The 24,726-nt window shown below is 58.5% G+C and carries 19 protein-coding genes; 5 read left to right on the forward strand and 14 right to left on the reverse strand.

Features of this window, described 5'->3' with window-relative positions:
* Window positions 1-22: 22 nt before the first annotated feature.
* On the reverse strand, window positions 23-880 hold the full coding sequence (locus VY732_RS13660) for a DUF4123 domain-containing protein (protein WP_123595625.1): 858 nt from the start codon (window positions 878-880) through the stop codon (window positions 23-25).
* Window positions 871-2,919, reverse strand: a complete 2,049-nt coding sequence (locus VY732_RS13665) for a type VI secretion system Vgr family protein (protein WP_331695684.1) — start codon at window positions 2,917-2,919, stop codon at window positions 871-873. Before VY732_RS13665 ends, VY732_RS13660 begins: the two co-directional genes overlap by 10 nt.
* 374 nt (window positions 2,920-3,293) lie before the next feature.
* Between VY732_RS13665 and VY732_RS13670 the strand changes: the two genes are divergently transcribed.
* Window positions 3,294-4,595 carry an OprD family porin gene (locus VY732_RS13670; RefSeq protein ID WP_331695685.1) on the forward strand — a complete coding sequence of 434 codons (1,302 nt, stop codon included), beginning with the start codon at window positions 3,294-3,296 and terminating at the stop codon, window positions 4,593-4,595.
* Window positions 4,596-4,738: 143 nt separating this feature from the next.
* Here VY732_RS13670 and VY732_RS13675 read toward each other — a convergent pair whose 3' ends face one another.
* The 12 genes from VY732_RS13675 to VY732_RS13730 all read right to left on the reverse strand — a co-directional run bounded on the left by VY732_RS13675 (window position 4,739) and on the right by VY732_RS13730 (window position 18,334).
* Window positions 4,739-5,359, reverse strand: a complete 621-nt coding sequence (locus VY732_RS13675; protein ID WP_095120893.1) for a transglycosylase SLT domain-containing protein — start codon at window positions 5,357-5,359, stop codon at window positions 4,739-4,741.
* A 44-nt stretch (window positions 5,360-5,403) separates the two neighbouring features.
* On the reverse strand, window positions 5,404-6,342 hold the full coding sequence (locus VY732_RS13680) for a carbohydrate kinase family protein (RefSeq protein ID WP_331695686.1): 939 nt from the start codon (window positions 6,340-6,342) through the stop codon (window positions 5,404-5,406).
* Window positions 6,343-6,355: 13 nt separating this feature from the next.
* A complete protein-coding gene (xylB, locus tag VY732_RS13685; RefSeq protein ID WP_331695687.1) occupies window positions 6,356-7,852 on the reverse strand; it encodes a xylulokinase in 1,497 nt (498 codons plus the stop codon).
* 419 nt (window positions 7,853-8,271) lie between these two features.
* A complete protein-coding gene (locus tag VY732_RS13690) occupies window positions 8,272-9,744 on the reverse strand; it encodes a mannitol dehydrogenase family protein (RefSeq protein WP_331695688.1) in 1,473 nt (490 codons plus the stop codon).
* A gap of 19 nt (window positions 9,745-9,763) precedes the next feature.
* On the reverse strand, window positions 9,764-10,867 hold the full coding sequence (locus VY732_RS13695; protein ID WP_331695689.1) for an ABC transporter ATP-binding protein: 1,104 nt from the start codon (window positions 10,865-10,867) through the stop codon (window positions 9,764-9,766).
* A gap of 163 nt (window positions 10,868-11,030) precedes the next feature.
* Complete coding sequence (locus VY732_RS13700) at window positions 11,031-11,861, reverse strand: carbohydrate ABC transporter permease (protein WP_095120887.1); 831 nt, start codon at window positions 11,859-11,861, stop codon at window positions 11,031-11,033.
* Window positions 11,862-11,869: 8 nt separating this feature from the next.
* Window positions 11,870-12,796, reverse strand: a complete 927-nt coding sequence (locus VY732_RS13705; protein WP_077573068.1) for a carbohydrate ABC transporter permease — start codon at window positions 12,794-12,796, stop codon at window positions 11,870-11,872.
* A 154-nt stretch (window positions 12,797-12,950) separates the two neighbouring features.
* Window positions 12,951-14,261 carry an ABC transporter substrate-binding protein gene (locus VY732_RS13710; RefSeq protein WP_116028944.1) on the reverse strand — a complete coding sequence of 437 codons (1,311 nt, stop codon included), beginning with the start codon at window positions 14,259-14,261 and terminating at the stop codon, window positions 12,951-12,953.
* 343 nt (window positions 14,262-14,604) lie between these two features.
* The gene (locus VY732_RS13715) at window positions 14,605-15,510 is read right to left on the reverse strand and encodes an AraC family transcriptional regulator (RefSeq protein WP_077573033.1); all 906 of its coding nucleotides are present in this window, start codon (window positions 15,508-15,510) and stop codon (window positions 14,605-14,607) included.
* 68 nt (window positions 15,511-15,578) lie between these two features.
* Window positions 15,579-16,466: a phospholipase gene (locus VY732_RS13720; protein ID WP_331695690.1), complete on the reverse strand. Its 888-nt coding sequence runs from the start codon at window positions 16,464-16,466 to the stop codon at window positions 15,579-15,581.
* Between the two features lie 119 nt (window positions 16,467-16,585).
* On the reverse strand, window positions 16,586-17,896 hold the full coding sequence (locus tag VY732_RS13725) for a glycosyltransferase (RefSeq protein WP_331695691.1): 1,311 nt from the start codon (window positions 17,894-17,896) through the stop codon (window positions 16,586-16,588).
* A 69-nt stretch (window positions 17,897-17,965) separates the two neighbouring features.
* A complete protein-coding gene (locus VY732_RS13730) occupies window positions 17,966-18,334 on the reverse strand; it encodes a response regulator (protein ID WP_137217903.1) in 369 nt (122 codons plus the stop codon).
* A gap of 262 nt (window positions 18,335-18,596) precedes the next feature.
* On the opposite strand from VY732_RS13730, the gene VY732_RS13735 reads away from it, so the two are divergent.
* The 4 genes from VY732_RS13735 to VY732_RS13750 are packed head-to-tail and all read left to right on the forward strand — an operon-like array spanning window position 18,597 to window position 24,719.
* Window positions 18,597-22,088 carry a response regulator gene (locus tag VY732_RS13735; RefSeq protein WP_137217904.1) on the forward strand — a complete coding sequence of 1,164 codons (3,492 nt, stop codon included), beginning with the start codon at window positions 18,597-18,599 and terminating at the stop codon, window positions 22,086-22,088.
* Window positions 22,088-22,921: a CheR family methyltransferase gene (locus tag VY732_RS13740; protein WP_123595650.1), complete on the forward strand. Its 834-nt coding sequence runs from the start codon at window positions 22,088-22,090 to the stop codon at window positions 22,919-22,921. Before VY732_RS13735 ends, VY732_RS13740 begins: the two co-directional genes overlap by 1 nt.
* A complete protein-coding gene (locus VY732_RS13745) occupies window positions 22,918-23,511 on the forward strand; it encodes a chemotaxis protein CheB (protein ID WP_331695692.1) in 594 nt (197 codons plus the stop codon). The genes VY732_RS13740 and VY732_RS13745 overlap by 4 nt, the downstream gene beginning before the upstream one ends.
* On the forward strand, window positions 23,505-24,719 hold the full coding sequence (locus VY732_RS13750) for a hybrid sensor histidine kinase/response regulator (protein WP_077573026.1): 1,215 nt from the start codon (window positions 23,505-23,507) through the stop codon (window positions 24,717-24,719). The genes VY732_RS13745 and VY732_RS13750 overlap by 7 nt, the downstream gene beginning before the upstream one ends.
* Window positions 24,720-24,726: the final 7 nt, after the last annotated feature.

The following is a 24,726-nucleotide window of genomic DNA, read 5'->3' on the forward strand; positions in this document are numbered from 1 at the left end:
TCCGTTCTGTTGTCGCGTCGCCCTAACGTTGGGCGACGGCGGCTGATTCCAGGAGCCGATCTACTTTGATAAACGACTCGTCCTTAGATTGCAGGATCGCCATGATCTCAGGCTGTGTTTCGAATAGCGGGCCGTTCACGGCGTGGCCAAGCTTGAGCAGGTGATCACCGTCATAAATATTGCTTTTGAGCAGCAGGTCGAGGTTGTCAGCGATATCGTTCAGGCGCTCATCGTCTGGTTCTTCAAACGCTGCGTATTCCTCATCAATCCAATAAACCCATCCCAGGCGCGCTTGAACTTGCGCGGCTGTCTCGGGAAGGTTGAACGCCGCTTTGTCACCAAACCACGTCGATTCCTCGTTGGCTTTCCAGGCCAACCATGGACCGCGCTGCTGACCGAAATGTATCGGCGCAGGGCAGTAGACGGCGCTCCAGCAACCCAGCAACTGGTCGAAGGTTTTCCCAGCTGTATAAGTCAGCGCTGCCCACAGACTCGGTTTGTGAAAGCTCAACAAGCTCTGCCCGCCGGAACCGTCATTGGCTCGGAGCAACCAGCGCGCATGAGCCAATGCTTGTTCAGGATCAGGTGTTGAGATCGCAATTCCCGAAAAGCGTTCCTCACAAAGTTTTGCCGCTACGTTTGCCACTTTGCTGCCCTTGGGGGCCACTAGCCACAGGGGGCCATCAGGAATCTCTGCGAAGTCAGTGCCGAAAAACAGCCCTTGGGAAACCACCGGTTCGCCTACTCGGTAGAGTTGACTCAAGGCTTCTGGCTGGAGTCCCTGGTCAATGATGAAGCAGAGCGATTCGCTCGCAGTCGGCAGGTCCGAGAAGTTGTAGCGAGGCTCTGCCAGCAGAGTGCTCAGTGCTTTTACATGCATGTGCAATCCTTACGGCTGCAAGCGCCGTTACTCTGTTTTCCGCACAACGGTGTGATGCCTGATTCATTCAGGCGGGCGGGGAGTGGTGCTTTACCAGCCTTATCCGCATCCGCTACCTTCATCGGTCCCGGCAACAGCGGTGCCGCCGGCGTGCCAACCCCCGGCGAGCCGCCGGTATTGATCTTCACTTCCGCGCCGCTGATGGTCACTCCACCCGCATCGACCTTGACGAAACTCCCGCCAGCCTTGGCCGTGAGTTCCATTGCGCCTTCGACCACCACTTTCTGGCCGGCGTAGTAATGGATTTCTGACCCAGCCTCGACAAACTGCGCGGTCCCGACCTTCACATGCTGAGTCACCGCCACCGTCAAGTGATCATCCGCACGCATTTCGCTAATCCGATCCAGATGCGTAATCCGGTGCTCTTCAACCTTGAACTCACTCAGCGTGTTGGCTTCGACAGTGTCGTGCCGTTCGTTGCCCACCCGAATCTTCTGGTCGTGCTCGATGTTTTCGTCCCAGTCGCGCTGGGCGTGGATGTAGATCTGCTCGGCGCCTTTCTTGTCTTCGATGCGGAATTCGTTGTAGCCCTTGCCGCCCGGTGAACTCAGGGTTTTGAAGGTGCTGCGGGTTTTGTTCGCCGGCAGGTCGTAGGGGACGACGTTTTCTTTGTGGTACAGGCAACCGGTGACCAGCGGCTGGTCGGGATCGCCTTCGAGGAAGGTGACGAGGACCTCCATGCCGATGCGCGGGATGGCGATGCCGCCGTACGCGGCGCCGGCCCAGCCGCTGGCGACGCGCATCCAGCAGGTGGTTTTGTCGTTGGACTGGCCGTCGCGGTCCCAGTGGAATTGCACTTTGATGCGGCCGTATTGGTCGCAGTGGATTTCTTCGCCTGCCGGGCCGGTGACGACGGCGGTCTGGCTGCCGAGGACTTTTGGTTTCGGGTGTTCAAGGGCAGGGCGGTAGTGCGCGTCCCACGGGGTGGCGAGGAAGCTGTTGCGGTAGCCCTGGTGGAAATCGCTTTTGTTGTCGGTGACGTCGCTGGTGACGTTTTCGCCGAGCACTTGCGGCTGTTTGCCTTCGTGGAAGACTTCCAGCAGCAGCCACAGATCGTTCCACTCGGCGCGCGGGTGTTCGGCGAGCGTGAGGAAGTGGCCGCTGGTGAGGGTCGGTTCGTCACCTTTGCCTTCGGCGAGTTTGTAGTCGCTGCGATGGCGTTCGAGGGCGCGGGTGGAGAGGAACTTGCCGCGCTCGCGGGTGGTGAAGCGGCCGGGGTAGTCGTAGTCCTCGAGGTCCGGGGCGAACTCGGTTTTCACCGCGCCTTCGGGGAGGATCTTCGGTTTTTCGAAGTCGTAATCGCGGCGGCTGACGCGGGTGGTGCGGGTTTCCAGGCGCAGGTTGAAACGCTTGATCACCGGTTTGTCGGCGGCCATGCCGGAGTCTTGCTGGTAGCTCACCGGTTTCAGCTTGCGGAACACGGTCTGGTCGTCGCCGAACACCAGTTTGTGGCCGCTGCTGCTGTGCTGGAAGTGGAAGTGAATGCCTTCTTCCTCGCACAGGCGCTGGATGAAATGCAGGTCGGATTCGTCGTACTGCACGCAGTATTCGCGCTGCGGGTATTCGGCGCTGAGCTGGAAGCTGTAGGCGTCGGCGAGTATGCCGCGATCTTCCAGGACCTGAGCGATGATCTTCGGTACGGTCAGTTGCTGGAAAATCTGCTGATCGTGGTTGTGCCGCAGGTAGGCCAGTTGTGGCACCAGGCTGAGGCTGTAACGGGTCAGGGTCTTGCCGGAGTCGCCTTGCTCGATGCGGTAGACCAGACCGTGGATCTTGCCTTCGCCGGTGGCGCCGAAGGTCAGGACGCCGGGCTTGTGCAGCAGCTCTTCGAGTTTCAGGTCGGGGCGGGCGCTGACGAGTTCGAGGTCGAAACGGAACGGTTCGTTGAGGGCTTCGCGACCAGTGAAGCTGAGGACTTGCAGGTCGGCGTTGGCGCCTTCAAGCGTGAGGGTAATGTGGGTTGCGTTGGCGTCCAGCATGCCTTGAATTCCGTCCGTTGAATAAGCAGGTGACGGATGATGGAGGATTAAGCGGCCTCGTTCAAGGCACAAAAGCCGTAGGTCTGGCAGGTTTGCGGTATAGGGAAAACCCTTAGGTGAGGTGTTTCGCCCAATGAAACCGGGCGGTTTGTGCGAATCGGTGCTCACTGCCGGCAACTTTTCCCACGACCCTGAGTAGAAGAATCGTCAGTCAGATTCAGACTAAAGTCGCCTGTAGCACGTCAAAGCCATCTGCCATCATTGCCGTTCACCCCTGCGTGTTCACTTTCTCCTGGTTCAATCTGACCCGGGACGGGAGCTATTTTTCTGGCTTGTTGCGCGCTTGCGCAAACGCTGCATTGTTGGAGTTTTTCATGCGTCCCCCATTTCCCCTCATCACCCCGCGCCAGTCGTTTGGCTTCGGAGCCGTTGTGCTGTGCGCAGGTTTTACCGCACAGGTTCAGGCCAGCGGATTCTTTGAAGACACCACGGCGAGAATCGAGTCGCGCACGGTGTACTTCAACCGCGATTTCCGTGATGGGAGCACCTCGAACGCTCAGGGCGCCTCCAAGCGTGAAGAGTCGGCACAGGGCTTTATTCTCAACCTGCAATCGGGCTACACCGAGGGTACGGTGGGTTTTGGTATTGATGCGCTGGGCATGCTCGGCTTTCAACTCGATTCCAGCCCGGACCGCAGCAACAGCGGCTTGCTGCCCTCCAGCGGCAACGACCCGCGCGGCTCGAAAGGCCAGTACGCGAAAATGGGCCTGACCGCCAAAGTGAAGGTTTCGGACACGGTGCTGAAGTACGGTGCGCTGCTGCCGGATCTGCCGCTGCTGAAATACAACGACGGCCGTTTGCTGCCGACCATGTTCAACGGCGCCATGCTCACCTCTAAAGAGCTGAAAGACCTGACCTTCATGGCCGCGCGCCTGGACAAGTACACCGCGCGCGATTCCACCGATTCGCAAGATATCCGCGTGCACTGCAAGAACAAGCGCTACGCCTGTAACACCACCGCCGATCATTTCGACATGTACGGCTTCGACTACAAGATCAACGATCGCCTGACCGCGCAGTATCACTACGCCGAACTGGAAGACATTTATCGTCAGCACTTTGTCGGGCTGTTGGGTAATCAACCGTTAGGCGGCGGTGTAGTTAAAGCGGATCTGCGCGTGCTGAAAAGTGCCGACAGCGGTGATGCCAAGGCCGGTTCCATCGATAACCGGGCGTTGAGCGGCATGTTGTCCTATGCGCACAGCGGTCACACGTTCAGTGCCGGTTGGCAGCGTATGAACGGCGACAACTCGATGCCGTACCTCGATGGCAGCAATCCGTATCTGGTCAACTATGTGCAAGTCAATGATTTCGCCGCTGCGCAGGAACGCTCGTGGCAGTTGCGTTATGACTATGACTTCAAGGCCATTGGCATTAATGGTTTGAGCTTCCTGACGCGTTATGTGAACGGTGATCACATCAAGGTGTTGGGCAGTGATCAGGAAGGCAAGGAGTGGGAACGCGACAGCGAGTTGAAGTATGTGATTCAGACGGGCACGTTCAAGGATGTGAGTTTGCGTTTGAGGAATGCGACATATCGCACCAATTACGAGAAGTTTGCCCGGGATGTGGATGAGACACGGTTGATTGTGAGTTATAGCTTTTCGGTGTTGTAGGTCTTGGATGTGTAGTGCTTGATCGGGCGCTATCGCGAGCAGGCTCACTTCTACAGGGGATCTTCAGTGGACGCGGATATCGTGTTCAACATTGATCCATTGTAGGAGTGAGCCTGCTCGCGATGAGGCCCTTGAAGTCACCGTTACAACCAATGCCAGAACCGGCTCCAGAACCCCCGATTCAGATCCTCTTTGCACCCGGCATATTGCCGCGCATACACGTCCGAGCGGTTCTGCACTTTGCGCGCCGTCGGCATCAGCCAGGCTTTGCTCGCGTAAGTCTTGTTGCGAAACCCGCCCCAGCCTTCGTGGTAGTTGAGGTACTGGTTATAGGCGTCGTACTTGTACACGCCGTTGATCGAATAGGTCTTGTCCATGTACCAGCCGACAAAGTCGATGGCGTCGTCGAAATCTTCGCGGTCGGCCCAGTTGCGGCCGGTGCTTTTCTGGTAGTCGGCCCAGACTTCATCTTTGGCTTGCGCATAACCCGAGGCGGTCGAGACGCGGCCCCACGGGATCACCCAGAGCAGGTATTTGCGCGGGGTCTTGGCGTCGTAGCGGTAGCCGGATTCCTGATACATGATCGCGAAGGGCACCTGAATCGGCACGCCCCAGCGTTTTTGCGTGACTTGCGCAGCGTCGTACCAGTCGCTTTTTTCGCGGAAGATTTCGCAGATGTCTTCCGGCGAACGGGGCGGCGAGGTGCCGCACCCGCTCAGTAGCGTTGCCAGTGTCAGTAGTCCAAGCGTCTGCCTGTAATTCAAAAGCCGTTATCCCGTCGTGCGCAAAAGGCCGACAGTTTACGCGCTCAGCTCAATTGATGACGATAGGGCAGATCCGGGCCGGTCTTGCTGCAGGTCAGGGCGGCGGCTTGGACTGCGAACTTGAGCATGGTGTCGATCTGCTCGCGAGCGAGTTGCTGCACGCCTTCGACCGAATCCAGACCGTGCTCGGTCAGCCAGGTGATCAGCGCGGCCTGGAAGGTGTCACCGGCGCCAACGGTGTCGGCAATCTTCACCGAGGCCGCCGGCACCGACCAGTTGCCATGCTGGCGGCTGAACACACTGGCCCCGTCTCCGCCACGGGTGAGGAAAACGATCTGGCAGCGATGTTCAAGCCAGCCTTTGATCACCCGTTGCGGATCCTGTTCGGGGTAGAGCAGGCTCAGGTCTTCGTCACTGACCTTGATCAGATCGGCCAGTGGCACCAGCGTCGCGATGCGCTCGCGCCACAGGTCAATGTTCGGCTCGGGATTGAGGCGCACGTTCGGGTCAAGGCTGATCAGGCGTTTGCCGCTCTCGCGCTGTACCAGCGTCAGCAAGGTGTCGCCGATCGGTTGCACCACCAGCGAGAACGAGCCGATGTGCAAGCCGCGAACATCCGCACCCAGCGTCGGCAGATGCGCAAGACTCAACTGCCGATCGGCACAGCCTTCACCACGAAAGCTGTAGTGCGGCGAGCCATTGGCACCGACGGCGACCATGGCCAACGTGGTCGGCGCGGCGAAGTCCACCAGATAGTCCGGGCACACACCTTCGTCCTGCAGCACTCGCTGCAAGCGGCGGCCGAGGTAGTCGGTGGACAGTCCGCCGAACAAGGCCGAGTCCACGCCCAAACGGCGCAAACCGACGGCGACGTTGAGCGGCGAGCCGCCGGCAATCGCCTTGAAATTTACCTTCGAGGCCAGACCGCTGGCGTCGTCTTCACTGAAAAAATCAAACAGGGCTTCGCCACACACCAAATACATAATTGTTTGCTCTTTATAGGGTTGCGACATGCTGTTGATAGCGTTCATAGGCCTGCTGAAACGCCGCGACGTTGGTGGCGATCGGCAGGGTTTCGCTGCTTGAATCGAGTTTGACGCAGCGTTGGCACAGGTCGGCGAGGCTGTCTTCGTGGCCGTTCGACCAGGATTTGCACCACGCCGCTTGTATCGCCGCGCCAAGGGCGGCGGCTTCGCTTTGTTCGGTGCAGATCACCGGGGTGTTCATGATGTCAGCGACGATCTGCCGCCACACCGCGCTTTTCGAGCCGCCGCCGATCAGGCAAATGCTGCGGCTTTGTAAACCATTCTGGCGGAGCAAATCCAGCCCGTAGCGCAAACCGAAGGTGGTGCCTTCGACGGCAGCGCGGCACAGGTTGGCCTGGGTCAGGTTGTCCAGCGTCAAGCCGTGCAGGCTGCCGGTGGCGTGGGGCAGGGCGGGGACGCGTTCTCCGTTGAGGAACGGCAGCATGCTGACGCCGTCGGCACCGATGGGGGCTTGGGCGACGAGGTCGTTGAACTGCTGCAGGTCGAGGTCGAACAACTCGCGAATCGCGCCGGTGGCGTTGGTCAGGTTCATGGTGCAGATCAGCGGCAACCAACCGCCACTCGACGAACAGAACGTCGCGACCGAGGCGTCCGGGCTGACTTTCGGCACTTCGGAATAGGCGTACACCGTACCGGAAGAGCCGAGGCTCATGGTGATCGCGCCGGGCTGAATGTTGCCGGTGCCAATGGCGCCCATCATGTTGTCGCCGCCGCCGCTGGAGACCAGCGCATTGGGGTTGATGCCGAGGTGTTCGGCGATGGCCGGGAGGATGGTGCCGACGTTTTGGTGCGCATCGATCAGCTCTGGCAGCGCCGCTTGCAGGCGTCCGCTGGCGTCGATGTCGCGCAGCAGTTGCAAGTCCCATTGGCGCGTGCGCACGTTGAAATAGCCGGTGCCGGAGGCGTCGCCGTATTCGCTGCAGGCGCGGCCGGTGAGCCAGAAGTTCAGGTAGTCGTGGGGCAGCAGGATGCGTGCGATGCGTGAGAACACCACGGGGTGCTGTTCTTTGGTCCAGAGCAGTTTCGACACGGTGTAGCCCGGTGCGATAACCACGCCGAGACGTTCCAGCGAGCCTTTTTCACCGCCCAGATGAGTGAGCAGACGGTCGTTTTCGGCGCTGGTTTCGGTGTCGCACCAGAGCTTGGCCGGGCGCAGGACTTCACCTTGATCATCGAGCAGAACCAGACCGTGTTGCTGGCCGGAGACGCCGATGCCGAGGATCGACTGGCCGTCGACATTCGCCGCCATCAATGCTTGGCGGGTGGCGAGGGTGAAGGCTTCGAGCCATTGCTGGGTGTCTTGCTCGCGGCGGCCGTTGGCGCCGCTGATCATTGTGTGTGCGGCGGCGCCTTGGCCAAGGACTTGACCGCTGATGGCGTCGAGGATGATGGCTTTGGTGCCTTGGGTGCCGCAGTCGATGCCTAGGAACAATTGTTGGGTTGTCATGTGTGAACCACTCGGGGTGTGGTGAAGATCAAGAGCTTACCCCCTCACCCCAGCCCTCTCCCCCAAGGGGGCGAGGGGGAAGGGAGCCGATCGGGGGCTGTTCAAAACCTGAATTCGACTCCGGTTCTCTCAATCAGGAGCTGTTCAAATCCTGAGTTCGACTCCGGATATCTCAATCAGGAGCTGTTCAAATCCTGAGTTCGACTCCGGATATCTCAATCAGGTGCTGTTCAAAATCTGAGTTCGACTCCGGATATCTCAAACCGGGGCTGTTCAAAAGCTGAGTTCGACTGCGGTTCTCTCAAACCGGAGCTGTTCAAAACCTGAGTTCAACTCCGGACTTTCAGGTCGATGTAAGGTGCACAAACCACTCGGTCAGTCCCCTCTCCCTCGGGGAGAGGGCTAGGGTGAGGGGCTTTTCAATCCAGAATCCGCTGCAAAGTCCGTGTCACACCCTCTTCACGCAAGCTGTTGCAGCACCACTCAAACGCCGCGACAAACTCCGCCGAACGCGGAATCACCGTGCCAAAAATCTCTTCGACCGCCAACAACCGCTGAGTCATTAAAGCATCGTCCGCCACCAACGCCTGACAAAACGCCGCGCGCGGATCCGGGATCGAATAGGTATCACCATTCTCATCAACCCCCTTCAAATACAACGCCCAGGCCGCCACCACCAACGCCGCCCGTTTAGTCTCCTGCCCATCGGCAATCAACCGATTGATCGTTGGAATGGTGAACTTGGGAAACTTCGCCGAACCGTCCGAGCACACCCGCTCCAGCTGATCGGCAATCGCCTGATTGGAAAACCGCGCCACCAGGGTGTTTTTGTAATCCGTCAGATCAATGCCCGGCACCGGCGCCAGTTGCGGGGTCACGTCGAGATCCATATAAGCACGCATATAGCGCACGAACAGCGGGTCATTCATGGTCTCGTGCACAAACCGATAACCCTTCAAAAAGCCCAGATAGGTCAGCGCCAAGTGGCTGCCGTTGAGCAGTTTGATTTTCATCTCTTCATACGGCGAAACATCGTCGGTGAACTGCACGCCGACCTTTTCCCAAGCCGGGCGGCCGTTGACGAATTTGTCCTCCAGCACCCACTGCACGAACGGCTCGCAGACCACCGGCCAGGCATCGTCGACGCCGTGTTTATCGGCCAGTTGCAGGCGATGCGCGGTGCTGGTCATCGGCGTGATGCGGTCGACCATGGCGTTGGGGAAACTGACGTTGGCGTCGATCCAGCTGCATAGATTGCTGTTGCGCAGTGTGGCAAACGCCAGCAACGCCTTGCGCGTCACGGCGCCGTTGTGCGGCAGGTTATCGCACGACATCACGGTAAACGCCGGAATGCCCGCCGCACGGCGTTTTTCCAGGGCTGCACACAAGAAGCCGAACACGGTTTTCGGCGTATCCGGGTTAGCCAGATCGTGTTGAATCTGTGGCAGGTGCGCCATGAATTCGCCGTTGCTGTCGTCGATGCAATATCCACCCTCGGTGATGGTCAGCGAGACGATGCGGATTTGCGGGTCGGCGAGTTTGTCGATCAACGCCTGAGCGCCGTCCTCGGCCAGCAGCATGTCGCGAATCGCGCCGATCACGCGGACTTCGGTGTCGTCGCTGTCACCGAGTTCGAACAGGGTGAACAGGTAATCCTGCTCCTTGAGATCGTCGCGGGCGCGGCGGTCTTCGGCACGCAGGCCGACGCCGCAAATCGCCCAGTCGAGGGCTTCGCCGGTGTTCATCAAGGCGTCGGTGTAATACGCCTGATGCGCGCGGTGAAAGCCGCCGACGCCGATGTGGGCGATGCCGTGGCGGGTATCGCTGAGGCTGTAGGCCGGCAGTTGTACTTCGGCGGCCAGACGATGGAGATTTTGTTGATTGAGTTTCATCGGGCAAGTCTCTCGAAAATCAGGCCGCAGCGCGCAGCGGACGGGTCAACGCGATACCTTCGGCATCGAATAAATGGCACTGAGCCGCGTCCAGGTGCAGGCTCAATTGTTCGCCGTAACGGCTGGCCAGATCACCGCGCACGCGCATGGTCAGGGCTTCGCCGGCGTTGGTGGTGACGTGGCAGAAGGTGTCGCTGCCCAGGCGTTCGCTGACGTCAGCGGTGACTTGCAGGGTGCAATCACCGGGTTGCGCCAGTTCCAGATGTTCCGGGCGAATGCCCAGGGTCACGGCGCTGCCGACACTGAGGTTGGCGGTGTTGAAGGGCAGGGTGATGCGCGTACCGGCGTCCAGCGAGACCTCGCAGCTCTGACCGTCGACGCGGGCAATCTTGCCTTTGAGGAAGCCCATTTTCGGCGTGCCGAGGAACCCCGCGACGAACAGGTTCGCCGGGTTGTGATACAGGTCCAGCGGCGAGCCGACCTGTTCGATCTTGCCGCCATTGAGCACCACGACTTTATCGGCCATGGTCATCGCCTCGACCTGATCGTGGGTCACGTAGATCATCGTCGCTTGCAGATCCTTGTGCAGACGCAGCAACTCCAGGCGCATCTGCACGCGCAGCGCGGCGTCGAGGTTGGACAGCGGTTCGTCGAAGAGGAAGATTTTCGGATTGCGCACGATGGCACGGCCAATCGCCACCCGCTGGCGCTGACCACCGGAGAGCTGTTTCGGTTTGCGCTCAAGCATCGGCCCGAGTTCGAGAATCCGCGCCGCTTCGCCGACTTTTTTCTCGACTTCGGCTTTCGGCACGCCGGCCAGATCGAGGGCGAAGGACATGTTCTTTTTCACGGTCATGTGCGGGTACAGCGCGTAGGTCTGGAACACCATCGCCAGATCGCGCTTGGCCGGGCTGACTTCGGTGATGTCGCGGCCGTCGAGTTCGATGGTGCCGTCGCTGACTTCTTCCAGACCGGCGATCAACCGCAGGAGAGTGGATTTGCCGCAGCCCGACGGGCCGACGAAGACCACGAATTCCTTGTCGTTCACCTCAAGGTCGATGCCTTTGATGATGGAGAAGCCTTCGAAGCCTTTTTGCAGATTCTTGATTTTCAGGTTGGCCATGAGGATGGGCCTCCGCAATTTATTATTCAGTTGAATCGAACGCGTTTTTGTAGGAGTGAGCCTGCTCGCGATAGCGGAGTGTCATTCAACAATGATGGCGACTGACACGCCCTCATCGCGAGCAGGCTCACTCCTACAGGGGAATGTGTTGGATTCGGGATGTTCATTTCACGGCACCAAAGGAGAGGCCGCGCACCAGTTGTTTCTGGCTGATCCAGCCGAAGATCAGAATCGGCGCACAGGCCAGGGTCGAGACCGCCGACAATTTGGCCCAGAACAAACCTTCCGGACTTGAATACGAGGCGATCAACGCAGTCAGTGGCGCGGCTTTCGAGGAGGTCAGGTTCAGCGACCAGAACGCCTCGTTCCAGCACAGAATCAGCGACAGCAATACGGTCGAAGCAAGTCCACCCTTGGCAATCGGCAGCAGCACGCGGACCATTTCCTGCCACAGCGTGGCGCCGTCGAGGCGGGCGGCTTCGAGGATGTCTTTGGGGATGTCCTTGAAGTAGGTGTAAACCATCCAGACCACGATCGGCAGGTTGATCAGCGTGTAGATCACGATCAGCGCGATGCGCGTGTCGAGCAGGCCGAAACTCTTCGCCAGCAGGTAGATCGGCATGAGCACGCCCACCGGCGGCAGCATTTTGGTCGAGAGCATCCACAACAGCGTGCCTTTGGTGCGCTGGGTTTCGTAGAACGCCATCGAGTAAGCGGCGGGCACCGCGATCAGCAGGCACAGGGCCGTGGCACTGAAGGAAATCACCACCGAGTTCCAGGCGAAACTGAAGTAATCGCTGCGCTCATTGATGTGCAGGTAGTTCTCCAGCGTCGGCGTGAAGATGAACTGCGGCGGCGTGGCGAACGCGTCGATTTCGGTTTTGAAACTGGTCATCACCATCCACAAGATCGGGAAGAAAATCACGATCGCGATGGCCCAGGCCAGGGTGCCGAGCAGCAGGCTTTGCAGCCGGCGGGATTGTTGGAGAGTCATGGCAGGCCTCAGGCTTTGTCAGTCAGGTTTTTGCCGATCATCCGCACCAGAATGATCGCGGCGATGTTGGCGATGACCACGGCAATCAAGCCGCCCGCCGAAGCCATGCCGACGTCGAACTGCACCAGCGCCTGGTTGTAGATCAGGTAGGCGAGGTTGGTCGAGGCGTAGCCGGGGCCACCGTTGGTGGTGGTGAAAATCTCGGCGAACACTGACAGCAGGAAGATCGTTTCGATCATCACCACCACGGCAATCGGCCGCGCCAGATGCGGCAGGGTCAGGTGCCAGAAGATCGCGATCGGCCCGGCACCGTCGAGGCGCGCGGCTTCTTTCTGTTCCTGGTCGAGGGACTGCATCGCGGTCATCAGAATCAGGATCGCGAAGGGCAGCCACTGCCACGAGACAATGATGATGATCGACAGCAGCGGGTAGTGCGCGAGCCAGTCCACCGGTTGCGCGCCGAACAGCTTCCAGATGTAAGCGAGGATCCCCGAGACCGGATGGAAGATCAGGTTCTTCCAGATCAGCGCACCGACCGTGGGCATGATGAAGAACGGCGAAATCAGCATGACTCGCACAATGCCGCGCCCAAGGAATTCGCTGGCCTCAAGCAACGCGCTGATCAACACGCCCAACACCACACTGATCAGCAACACGCTACCGACCAGCAACAGTGTGTTGGTGGCACCGGGCATGAAGCCTGAGTCGGTGAGGAAATAGCTGAAGTTCTCCAGCCCGACGAATTCGTTCTCACCGGGGTAGAGCAGGTTGTAGCGGATCATCGAGAAGTAAATGGTCATGCCCAGCGGCACGATCATCCACAGCAGCAACAGGGCCACCGAAGGGCTGACCAGAAACCAGCCGGGATTGCGTACGCGGACCTTGCGCGCAGGTGGCGACAGGTCGAGGTGGGCTTTGGCAGTTGAAGTATTCATGGCGATCACAACCGAGTCATACAGACCTATGGAGATCTAATGTAGGAGTGAGCCTGCTCGCGATAGCGGTTTTCCATCCAACACCGCCGGTGACTGATACACCGCTATCGCGAGCAGGCTCACTCCTACAAAAGGCAGGAGCGAGCTGTTGCGGTTACTTGGGATAACCGGCGCGCTTCATCTCACGTTCAGTGGTTTGCTGGGCGGCAGCCAAGGCTTGATCCACCGTGGTCTGGCCGATCAGCGCCGCCGAGAACAGCTTGCCGACCTGGGTGCCCACGGCCTGGAACTCAGGAATGGTCACCAGTTGAATGCCAATGTACGGCACCGGTTTCAGCGTCGGTTTGCTCGGGTCAGCCACTTTCAACGATTCCAGGGTCACCTTGGCGAACGGCGCCGCGCTCATGTAAGCGTCGCTGTAGGTCGAAGCGCGAGTCCCCGGCGGTACGTTGGCAATGCCGTCAGTCTTGGCCACCAGCTCGCCGTACTCTTTGGACGTTGCCCAGGCGCTGAATTCTTTAGCGGCGTCTTTGGCTTTGGAGCTGGTCGGAATCGCCAGCGCCCACGAATACAACCACGCCGAACCTTTGTCAGTCACTTGATGCGGGGCAAAAGTGAAACCGACGTGGTCGGCGACCTTGCTTTGAGTCTTGTCGGTGACGAACGAACCGGCGACGCTGGCATCGACCCACATCGCGCATTTGCCGCTGTTGAACAGCGCGAGGTTTTCATTGAAACCGTTGCTGGAGGCTCCCGGCGGGCCGGATTTCTTCATGGTGTCGACATAGAAGTTCAGCGCGTTTTTCCACTCAGGGCCGCTGAATTCCGGTTTCCACTGCTCATCGAACCAGCGTGCGCCGTAAGCATTGGCGACGGTGGTGATCAGCGCCATGTTCTCGCCCCAGCCGGCCTTGCCGCGCAGGCAGATGCCGTACTGTTCTTTGTCTTTGTTGGTGAGTTTTTCGGCGAAGCCGGCGATCTGTTCCCAGGTCGGACGTTCCGGCATGGTCAGCCCAGCATCCTTGAACAGGTCGGTGCGGTAATAGGTGATCGAGCTTTCCGCGTAGAACGGCAAGGCGTACAGCGAACCCTTGACTGACAGGCCTTCACGCACCGACGGGAACACGTCGTCGAGGGCGTAACTGGCCGGCAGATCCTTCATCGGCTCCAGCCAGCCTTTGGCGCCCCACAGTGCGGCTTCGTACATGCCGATGGTCAACACGTCGAACTGCCCGCCCTGAGTGGCGATGTCGGTGGTCAGGCGTTGGCGCAGGACGTTTTCTTCCAGCACGACCCAATTGAGCTTGATGTCCGGATGCTCGGTCTCGAAGGTTTTCGAGAGTTTTTGCATTCGGATCATGTCGCTGTTGTTGACGGTGGCGATGGTCAGGGTCTGGGCGCCAAGGCTGACGCTGCTGAGGGTCATGCAGGTGAGGGCAAGCAGAGCTTTTGCAGTGGGTTGCATCGTGCACTCCTTTTCTGCACCCGGTGGGTTACAGAAGGACAGTTATTGTTTTTGTGTCTTCCTGTGCAGGAAGAATGTGCGCTGATTACAGCCTTCAATCGCGGGGCTGACAAATCATCCCTAGCACTTTTGTCGATACTTTTTTGCACTGGGCTTTGACGTGGTGAATGCAGAGAAGGGCTTTTCAGCGCCGAGGTGCTATCGAATGCGTACAGGTTTCTGATGCCGACATAGCCCCTTGTAGGAGTGAGCCTGCTCGCGAAAGCGGAATGTCGGCCAACATTTCTGCAAGCTGACCCACCGCTATCGCGAGCAGGCTCACTCCTACAGGGGAATTGCGTTGTCAGTGGTGGTTTTGTTCAGTCAGGCGCTGCACGGCGAGCCGTCGGTAATGCGAGGGCGTCATGCCCTTGAGCTGCTGGAAGCGCCGATTGAAGTTGGAAATATTGTTGAACCCCGATTCAAAGCACACCTCGGTCACCGGTTTATCGCCGTCGGCCAGCAGTTCGCAGGATTTGCTGATGCGCAGGCGATTGACGAACTCGATGAAATTGCGCCCGGTGGCCTGTTTGAACACCCGGCTGAAATAGGTCGGTGTCATGCCCAGATGCTCGGCGACTTCTTCCAGCGAAATATCGCGGGCGTAGTGGCTGAAAATGTAATCGACCGCCCGGTTGGTGCGATCGATATTGTGCTCATCGGCCAGTTGCGGAGTGGTGGCGCCGGACAACAACTGAAAATCATCGCTGGCCGCAAGCAACTCCATCAGGATGAAAAAGTGCCCGAGGCGGGTAATGCCCTTGCTGTCGGCGATGCGTTGCATGAGCGTCATGGCCTGGCGGATGGTGCGCTTGCAGCGAAACTCGATGCCGTACTGCGCGCGCTCCAGCAGAGGCGCCAGGGTTTTCAGTTCGGCAAACACCTGGTGGCCACTCTCGAACAGCTCGTCCGTGAAGTTGACCAGCATGTCGCGCTTCTCAACGACCTCGTCCTCGGCCACCTGGCTGATCCAGTTGTGCGGCAAGTTAGGGCCGGTGAGAAACAGGGTTTCGGGGTAAAAATTGCCGATGTAGTCACCGATGAACACCTTGCCGGAGCTGGCGACGATCAGGTGCAGCTCGTATTCCTTGTGGAAATGCCAGCGCACCAGCGGGCACGGAAAACCGTGCTGGCGGTAGATGATGGACAAGCCGTTATGGTCATCCATCAACTCGTATGAAGGGTCGGTCACGCGGGCGGTTCGGGTCATGGCGAGCTACTTTTCTTGTTATCGCCTGCCGATCATGCCTCGTTTCTCGGGGTGTGCGCCAGCTTCACTCAAACGGCTTGTTCATGAACCATGCTGCGGGACTTATCAGCGGCTTTTTGCTGATTGACCCGCTGGCAGAAACGCACAATGTTCGAGTTTTTAATAAAGTCGAAATTGATGATGTTGCACTTTTTTGCCCAGTCGGATTTGTCAGGGTCGAACCATGTGTCGAGATCGTCGAGAATCCGTTGAGGGCCGCCAAGGGTAAAACTGGTTGCCGACAGCGACCATGGGTATAACGTGCTTTTGTGGATTTTCAATACTTCTTTGATATAACCCTGCAGGTCGAGCGCACTGACAAGCTGTTTATTGATCCACATATGCTCGATTCTTCCATAAATTCGATAATCCTGTGTTTCCCAGGACATCGGGGCTGCCACCATTATTCTTTGCAATGGACTGGTTGCCTTGAGCTGGCCGAGGGTCATATGCAGATTCCGATTGGGAATCATTCGTTCACCCAGATGTTCCAGTAACAACGCCTGAAACTCGGAATGATCAAAAGGAACCTTGCCATTTCCCAGTTCATGAAAGTCCAGAATGATGAACTCATTGGTGTTTCTTTCATAAAAACCTTTCAAGTCACGTACAAGTTCTTCGAGCGTACGAGAAGACAGGTAGCCATTGTGGTGAAAACGAAACTTAGCCAGACCTGTCGCCTTGTTATCGACCGTCAGGCGTACATCAAGGGCCCGCGCGCCGCGATTCAGCTGTGAATAGAAGGATACGTCCTGACAGGCGAGCCAGTTCTTGCCGGGGATCAGCGCATAACTCGCTTCCCCGTCGCAGCCGGCATTATGTGTGCCTGGCAAGGTCAGTTCAAAAAGCGACAAGTTGTCAATTTGCGGTGTGTCGGCCATCCATTGGGAGGCCTGGAAATTTTCAAGCTGGTTCATGTTATACATCCTGCGATGGATTTAAAGTTTGTAGGAGGTTTTGCGCGCAGGATGTTTATAACGGTTGTCGGTTAATTGGCAAAGTTGGCTTTTAATGCAAGTCGTGTAGAAGTCATTGCTTATGAATTTTGCACTTGTTGGCTGCTGTTGTTTTTTGCTTCAATCCATTGCGACATATATTGAGTGCTTTTGTGGGCGTGATGGCGAAGCATGCTGCCCGTGAAGTTTTTCGCTCTAAGGCTATGCAGGTGTTGTTGGCAATAACGCAATTTCTCTATCAACGCCAAACCATGTACTGACTGTGGGTAGCGTTGTTTCAATAGCGTATATCCTGCCAAACGGGCTTCCTGCCAACGTGCTTCGTCGTTATAAAGCGCCACGGCATTGTTGGCGAACTCGACGGCGCTGCTCGTAACTGCACCGGGCCACGCGTGATCGCCATGCATGGCCTCGGCACCCACCGGTGTCGTGACGCTGGGCGTGCCACACAGCATGGCATCAATCAGTTTGCCCTTGATCCCGGCACCAAAGCGCAAAGGCGCCAGGCAGACCCGTGCGGCAGACATGACCTGCAACGCATCTTCGGCCCAGTTCATGATGTGGAAGCCTTCGCTGGCATTATGCAGTGCGGTGGCTTTCGGCGGCGTATACGCGCCGTAGATGTGCAGTTGGGCCCGGGGCAATTGCTCGCGAATCAGCGGCCAGATCGTGGTTTTCATCCACAGCACGGCATCCCAGTTGGGTGCATGACGGAAGTTGCCGATGCTCAAGAAGTTCGCCCTGTCTGCAAATGTGGCAGGTGCGGCCGCAGGCGGATCGATCATCAACGGGCACCAGTGCAGCAACTGCCGAGGCAAGCCGAACTGCTCGATCAGCAGTTCGATTTCCACTTCCGAGATCATCAGGTTCAGATCGCAACGATACAGTGCGGCAATTTCGCGCTTGGCCAGATCGGTTTCGGCCATCAGTCCGAATTCATCGCGCAGGTCTGGGGCAAAGACATCACTGAAATCATTCTGGTCAGGATTGACCTTGAGGCGCGACTTGAGTCGTTGATGACGCGCATGCCGCAGGCTTTGCAGGTCGGAAGTCTCCAGCACGCGCAGCGCCTGAGGACAGTGCTTTTCAACCCGCCAGCCGAACTGCTCCTCCATCATGAACTGGTCGAACAAGACGATGTCCGGTGCCAGTTCGCTAATGAATGCATCGAAGCTGCTGTTGTTGAGTTCGATCGGCACCTCGCGGATCCCCAACGCCGTCAGGTCGGCCTTGTGTTCGCCCGGACCTGCCGGGCTGCTGAAGGTGATCTGCCAGCCTTGCTGCAAAAACGTTTCAAGGATCTGCATGACATGCCCGCTGGCAGCCGAAGAGCGTGGTTCCGGCCAGACGTAGCCAATAACCAGGACTTTGGTGGAGGGGGCTTGGTTCATGCGCGGGTATTCCTTGAGGCGGGCTGTGGCAAAAAAAGGCGCGCAATTAAACCACAGGTCGCCCGGTACTCAGGTGTTCTGGTCGAGAACAGCCTTGACCTTGTCGCGCAGTTGATCGATCGAAAACGGCTTGCCGATAACGTGCATGCCCGCCGGAACATCAATCGATTCTGCGTAACCACTGGCGAACAGGATCGGCAGGGCGGGGCGCAGTTTGCGTGCTTCGGTGGCCAGTTCGCGGCCATCCATGCCCGGCAGGCCGACGTCGGTCATCATCAGGTCAATGTGTTTATTAGCGTCCTGGAGAACCTCCAGAGCCTGTTCGCCACCGTCAGCTTCGAGCACCTTGAACTCCAGCTCCTCGAGCACATCGACAATCAGCATGCGCACGATGTTGTCGTCTTCTACGACCAGGATGGTGGATGGGGTGGCAGACATATTAAGGCTCTCGAAAGTCAGTTCAGGGTCGCCGGTCGATCAAAAGTGCCGGGCTCTTGCATCAGTAAGTGGCGCAGTGCCACAAGTTCCCCGTCGGAGACAAAAAAGCATAGCCGCAGATGGGGCCGCAAGGATAACTGTTCGGGGGCGCGAACATGCCGGTGAGCGTAGGAATTTGCTGCGAAAGGTGTGAGAAAAATGGATCCATGCCGTCGTTTTGGGGCAAACTGCCTGTTTTTCAACAGTTCGACAAGGCTGCCCCATGTCCTCTCCGTCTACGGTTGATGAGCAACGGTTTCGCAAACTCCTGAGTCGCAACATCAGTCTGCCTTTGGGCGTCGGTGTGCTCAGTGCCGTGTTCTTCGTCTCGCTGATCACTTATCTGCTGTCGGTGATCCAGTGGGTGGAGCACACCGACCGGGTGATCAATAACGCCAACGAAGCGGTGAAGCTGACCGTGGACCTGGAAACCGGCATGCGTGGTTTCCTGCTCAGCGGTGACGAGCACTTCCTCGATCCGTATGAAACGGCCAAGCCACGCATCGCCGTGGCGCTCAACACCTTGCTTGAATTGACCGCCGACAACCCGGTGCAAACCGATCGCTTGCGCCGTCTGCAAGCCTTGCAGATCGAGTGGGCCAATTACGCACAGTCGATGATTGATCTGCAGCGTTCCAGCGGCGATTACCGGGGCGCGGTGAAGGCCGGACGCGGCAAGCGCCTGACGGACGAAATCCGCAAGCAATTCGAAGATGTCATCGAGACCGAACAGGTTTTGCGCACCACGCGCAATGAAGACGTGCGCCGCACGACGATCTGGAGCATCAGCCTGTACCTGCTGTTCATTGCCGGTATCAGTGGCTTGCTGGCCTATATCGGCCGTCGCGATCTGGTCAATCTGTCGACCAACTACAGCGCTAACATGGCCGCACAGCAAGCCAGCGCCGAGCGCCTGGAGCAACAGGCGTGGTTGCGCAATGGTCAGACCGAGCTGGCCGAGCAGGTGCTGGGGCAACTGACGCTGAATCTGTTGGGACGCAATATTCTGCAATTCTGCGCGCAATACCTCGGCACCGCCGTCGCCGCGCTGTATGTGCGGGAAGAGCACGGTGGCCTCAAGCGTGTGGCCACTTACGGCTTCTCCCGCGAGCAGGAAGAGCAGGACCAGTCGATCTACAGCGGCGAAGGCATCGTTGGCCAAGTGGCGCAGCAGGCGCGGCTGATTCGTCTGGATTCGGTGCCGTCGGACTACTTCAAAGTCAGTTCAGGGCTGGGCGAAGGCTTGCCGCACAGTGTGCTGGTGGTGCCGACCAGCGATGACGATCGGGTCAATGGCGTGATCGAACTGGGTTTCCTGCGTCCGCTCAATGATCGCGATATCGAACTGCTGGAGCTGATTGCCGGCAACATCGGCACCTCCATCGAAGCGGCGCGCTACCGTCAGCGTTTGCAGGAAGTGCTGGCCGAAACCCAGCAGCTCAACGAAGAGTTGCAGGTGCAGCAGGAAGAGCTGAAAACCGCCAACGAAGAGCTGGAGGAGCAATCGCGGATTCTCAAGGAATCCCAGGCGCATCTGGAAACCCAGCAAGTCGAACTGGAACAGACCAACGAGCAGCTTGCCGAGCAGGCGCAGACTTTGGCCGAGCAGCGCGACGCCATGGACCTGAAGAACACCGAACTCAATCAGGCTCAGGTACAACTCGAAGAACGCGCCGAAGAGTTGCAGCGTTCGAGCAAGTACAAGTCCGAATTCCTCGCCAACATGTCCCACGAACTGCGCACGCCGCTGAACAGTTCGCTGATTCTGGCCAAGTTGCTGGCGGAGAACCCGCAGGACAACCTCAGCGCCGAGCAGGTCAAGTTTGCCGAGTCGATCTATTCTGCCGGCAACGATCTGCTCAACCTGATCAACGACATTCTGGACATCTCCAAGGTCGAGGCGGGCAAGCTCGAAGTGATTCCCGAGAACACCAGCGTCGCGCGCCTGGCCGAGGGCCTGCGCAATGTGTTCGAGCCGTTGGCGGCAGACAAACAACTGACCTTCAGTGTCGATTTGCAGCCCGGCACGCCGGCGATGTTGTTCACCGACCGCCAGCGTTTGGAGCAGGTGATCAAGAACCTGCTGTCCAACGCTGTGAAATTCACCGAAAAGGGCACCGTCAGCCTGACCATCGCTGGCCAGCCGGATGATCGGATTGCGTTCATTGTGCGTGATTCGGGTATCGGCATTGCCGCTGATCAGCAGGAGAGCATTTTCGAAGCGTTCCGCCAAGCCGACGGCACCACCAACCGCAAATACGGCGGCACTGGTCTGGGCCTGTCGATTTCGCGGGATCTGGCGAACTTGCTCGGCGGTTCGATCAGCGTCAGCAGTGCGCCGGGGCAGGGCAGTGTGTTCACACTGGTGTTGCCGCAGCAGTTCGACGAGTCCAGCGACGTACCGTTCGCACCGTTGACCTTTACTCCGCCAGCGGCGGTGGCCAGCGCGCCATTGGCGCCGGTGGTTTCGCCGTTGGCGCCGGTGCATATTCCGCGCTTCGCCGACGACCGCGACAAGGCGCCATTCGCCACGCGCTGCATTCTGGTGGTAGAAGACGAGCCGAACTTTGCGCACATCCTCTACGACCTGGCGCATGAACTCGGCTATCAGTGCCTGGTAGCCCATGGCGCAGACGAGGGTTATGACCTGGCAAAAGAGTTTGTGCCGGACGCCATTCTGTTGGATATGCGCCTGCCGGATCACTCTGGCCTCACCGTGTTGCAGCGCCTGAAAGAGCACGCTGAAACCCGGCACATTCCGGTGCATGTGATTTCCGTCGAGGACCGTGTCGAAGCGGCCATGCACATGGGCGCGATCGGTTACGCGGTCAAGCCGACCACCCGCGAAGAGCTGAAGGACGTGTTCGCCCGCCTCGAAGCCAAGCTGACCCAGAAGGTCAAACGCGTGCTGTTGGTCGAGGACGACGATCTGCAGCGCGAAAGCATCGCGCGACTGATTGGCGACGAAGACATCGAAATCACCGCCGTCGGTCTTGCGCAGGACGCTTTGGAGCTGCTGCGCACGACGATCTACGACTGCATGGTCATCGACTTGAAGCTGCCGGACATGCTCGGCAATGACCTGCTCAAGCGCATGTCCACCGAGGATATCTGCTCGTTCCCGCCGGTCATCGTCTACACCGGGCGCAACCTGACCCGCGATGAAGAAGCCGAACTGCGCAAGTATTCGCGCTCGATCATCATCAAGGGCGCACGTTCGCCGGAGCGTTTGCTGGACGAGGTCACACTCTTTCTGCACAAAGTCGAATCGCAGTTGTCCCATGAACGGCAGAAGATGCTCAAGACCGCGCGCAGCCGCGACAAGGTCTTCGAGGGTCGCAAGGTGCTGCTGGTGGACGACGATGTGCGTAACATTTTCGCCCTCACCAGCGCCCTGGAGACCAAAGGTGCAGTCGTGGTCATCGGCCGTAACGGGCGTGAGGCGATTGAAAGACTCAATGAAGTCGAGGACATCGATCTGGTGTTGATGGACGTGATGATGCCGGAAATGGACGGTTTCGAAGCCACCATTGAAATCCGCAAGGATCCGCGCTGGCGCAAGCTGCCGATCATCGCGGTGACGGCCAAGGCCATGAAGGACGATCAGGAACGCTGCCTGCAGGCGGGCGCCAATGATTACCTGGCCAAGCCCATCGACCTGGATCGGCTGTTCTCGCTGATTCGCGTGTGGTTACCGAAGATGGAACGCATTTAGTGGAAAGCAGTACGCCAGCCGAACGAAACAGTGAAATCGAACTGCGCTTGTTGATCGAGGCGATTTACCTCAAGTACAGCTACGATTTTCGCGATTACTCCGGCGCTTCGATCAAGCGCCGGGTGCAGCACGCGCTGAGCCAGTTCGAGTGCGCGACCATTTCCGCATTGCAGGAAAAGGTTCTGCACGATCCGACGGCGTTCATGCAGTTGCTGCAATTGCTGACGATCCCGGTCAGCGAGATGTTTCGTGACCCATCGCACTTCCTCGCCATTCGCCGGGAAGTGGTGCCGCTGCTGCGCACCTATCCGTCGATCAAGATCTGGATTGCCGGGTGCAGCACGGGCGAGGAGGTCTATTCGATGGCGATTCTGCTGCGCGAAGAAGGCCTGCTCGATCGCACGATCATTTATGCCACCGACATCAACCCGCGCTCGCTGGACAAGGCCAAGCAGGGGATTTTTTCGATGGAGAATGTTCGCGCGTACACCGCCAACTATCAGCAGGCCGGTGGTCAGCGCTCGTTTGCCGACTACTACACCGCAGCGTACGGTTACGCGATTTTCGACAAGAGCCTGTGCGAAAACGTGACCTTCGCCGACCACAGTCTGGCGACCGACAGTGTGTTCTCCGAAACCCAGTTGATTTCCTGCCGCAACGTGCTGATCTACTTCAACAAGAAGCTGCAGGATCGGGCGTTTGGCTTGTTCCATGAATCGCTTTGCCATCGTGGTTTTCTGGTGCTCGGCAGTAAAGAGACGCTGGATTTTTCCAGCTATGCCAACCAGTTCGAAGCGCTGGTGAAACAAGAACGGATCTACCGCAAAACATGAACGAGGCCGTGGCTTTACCTCGCGTCGAGGCGATTGTGGTCGGTGCTTCCGCCGGTGGCGTTGAGGCGCTGCTGAGCTTGCTCGTGCCGCTGCGCCGCGGCTATGGGTTGCCGATCATTGTTGTTCTGCACCTGCCCGAAGAGCGCCGCAGCCAATTGGCCGAGGTCTTCGCCCGGCGCGTGGACATGCCGGTGCACGAGGCTGCCGACAAGCAGGATATCGTTGCCGGCAACGTGTATTTCGCTACACCGGGTTATCACCTGTCGGTGGAGCAGGATCGCAGCCTGTCGCTGAGTCTTGAGGACCGCGTACATTATTCCCGGCCTTCGATCGACTACCTGTTTGAATCGGCCGCCGACGCGTACGGTTCATCACTGGCCGCTGTCCTGCTGACCGGCGCCAATCACGATGGCGCGCGCGGGCTGGCCGAAGTCAAACGTTGCGGCGGTTTGACCATTGTCCAGGATCCCGAAGAGGCGCAAGTCGCCACCATGCCGCTGGCTGCACTGAAAATTCAGCAGCCGGATCATGTCCTACCCATTCACGGCATCGGCCGTCTGCTTGTCGAGCTGGAACGAATCGCATGCTGAGTAATATCCAAGCCAAACTGCTGATCGTCGACGATCTGCCGGAGAACCTGCTGGCACTCGAAGCGCTGATCAAGCGTGAAGACCGTACCGTCTACAAAGCGTTGTCGGCGGACGAAGCACTGTCGTTGCTGCTGCAACACGAGTTCGCCATGGCCATCCTCGACGTGCAGATGCCGGGCATGAACGGCTTCGAGCTCGCCGAGTTGATGCGCGGCACCGAGAAAACCAAGAACATCCCGATCATTTTCGTCAGCGCCGCCGGCCGTGAACTGAATTATGCGTTCAAGGGTTACGAGAGCGGGGCGGTGGACTTTCTGCACAAACCGCTGGATATCCATGCGGTGAAGAGCAAGGTCAATGTCTTCGTCGATCTGTACCGCCAGAGCAAGGCGATGAAGCAACAGCTCGAAGCGCTGGAACAGGCTCGACGCGAGCAGGAAGCGCTGCTGCAACAACTGCAGAGCACTCAGCTGGAATTGGAGCAGGCAGTGCGCATGCGCGACGACTTCATGTCCATCGTCGCTCACGAAGTGCGTACGCCGCTCAACGGCCTGATCCTCGAAACCCAGTTGCGCAAAATGCACCTGGCCCGAGACAACGCCGCGGCGTTCACCCTCGACAAGATGCACGCCATGGTCGACCGCGATGAGCGGCAGATCAAAAGCCTGATCCGCCTGATCGAAGACATGCTCGACGTTTCACGCATTCGTACCGGCAAGTTGTCGATCCGCCCGAGTCGTTTCGATCTGGTGCAACTGGTGAGCAACCTGCTGCAAAACTTCGCGGCACAGATCGAAGCTGCGGAAACCGAAGTGTCGTTCACCGCGCCAGCGCCGGTGGAAGGCAACTGGGATGAGTTCCGCATCGAGCAGGTGGTCACCAACCTGCTGACCAACGCCCTGCGCTACGGCGGTCGCAGCCCCATTCAGGTGCGGGTTTACCGTGAAGGTAATGAGGCTCGGGTCGAAGTGCAGGACCGTGGCATCGGCATCAGCCAAGAGAACCAGAAGCGTATTTTCCAACAGTTCGAACGGGTTTCCGCCAAGACGGTAGTGGCCGGGCTCGGGCTGGGTCTGTTCATTTCCGAACAGATCATCGCCGCCCATGGCGGCTCCATCGTCGTCGAGAGTGAAATCAACGAAGGCGCCCTGTTTCGCGTTTGTCTGCCAATTCAGGAAAACGGCACATCCGACGCAACCTCTGATTGACCGTACG

The sequence above is a fragment of the Pseudomonas sp. ZY71 genome (genome assembly GCF_036542145.1).
GTDB lineage: Bacteria > Pseudomonadota > Gammaproteobacteria > Pseudomonadales > Pseudomonadaceae > Aquipseudomonas > Aquipseudomonas koreensis_A.

Excerpts from the sequence above, each read along its gene's own strand:
- VY732_RS13720 (WP_331695690.1), bottom strand. The coding sequence starts at position 16,466 with ATGAACCAGCTTGAAAATTTCCAGGCCTCCCAATGGATGGCCGACACA.
- VY732_RS13690 (WP_331695688.1), bottom strand. The coding sequence starts at position 9,744 with ATGAAACTCAATCAACAAAATCTCCATCGTCTGGCCGCCGAAGTACAA.
- VY732_RS13670 (WP_331695685.1), top strand. The coding sequence starts at position 3,294 with ATGCGTCCCCCATTTCCCCTCATCACCCCGCGCCAGTCGTTTGGCTTC.
- VY732_RS13705 (WP_077573068.1), bottom strand. The coding sequence starts at position 12,796 with ATGAATACTTCAACTGCCAAAGCCCACCTCGACCTGTCGCCACCTGCG.
- VY732_RS13695 (WP_331695689.1), bottom strand. The coding sequence starts at position 10,867 with ATGGCCAACCTGAAAATCAAGAATCTGCAAAAAGGCTTCGAAGGCTTC.
- VY732_RS13710 (WP_116028944.1), bottom strand. The coding sequence starts at position 14,261 with ATGCAACCCACTGCAAAAGCTCTGCTTGCCCTCACCTGCATGACCCTC.
- VY732_RS13660 (WP_123595625.1), bottom strand. The coding sequence starts at position 880 with ATGCATGTAAAAGCACTGAGCACTCTGCTGGCAGAGCCTCGCTACAAC.
- VY732_RS13745 (WP_331695692.1), top strand. The coding sequence starts at position 22,918 with ATGAACGAGGCCGTGGCTTTACCTCGCGTCGAGGCGATTGTGGTCGGT.
- VY732_RS13730 (WP_137217903.1), bottom strand. The coding sequence starts at position 18,334 with ATGTCTGCCACCCCATCCACCATCCTGGTCGTAGAAGACGACAACATC.
- VY732_RS13680 (WP_331695686.1), bottom strand. The coding sequence starts at position 6,342 with ATGTATTTGGTGTGTGGCGAAGCCCTGTTTGATTTTTTCAGTGAAGAC.
- VY732_RS13735 (WP_137217904.1), top strand. The coding sequence starts at position 18,597 with ATGTCCTCTCCGTCTACGGTTGATGAGCAACGGTTTCGCAAACTCCTG.
- VY732_RS13700 (WP_095120887.1), bottom strand. The coding sequence starts at position 11,861 with ATGACTCTCCAACAATCCCGCCGGCTGCAAAGCCTGCTGCTCGGCACC.
- VY732_RS13750 (WP_077573026.1), top strand. The coding sequence starts at position 23,505 with ATGCTGAGTAATATCCAAGCCAAACTGCTGATCGTCGACGATCTGCCG.
- VY732_RS13715 (WP_077573033.1), bottom strand. The coding sequence starts at position 15,510 with ATGACCCGAACCGCCCGCGTGACCGACCCTTCATACGAGTTGATGGAT.
- VY732_RS13665 (WP_331695684.1), bottom strand. The coding sequence starts at position 2,919 with ATGCTGGACGCCAACGCAACCCACATTACCCTCACGCTTGAAGGCGCC.
- xylB (WP_331695687.1), bottom strand. The coding sequence starts at position 7,852 with ATGACAACCCAACAATTGTTCCTAGGCATCGACTGCGGCACCCAAGGC.
- VY732_RS13725 (WP_331695691.1), bottom strand. The coding sequence starts at position 17,896 with ATGAACCAAGCCCCCTCCACCAAAGTCCTGGTTATTGGCTACGTCTGG.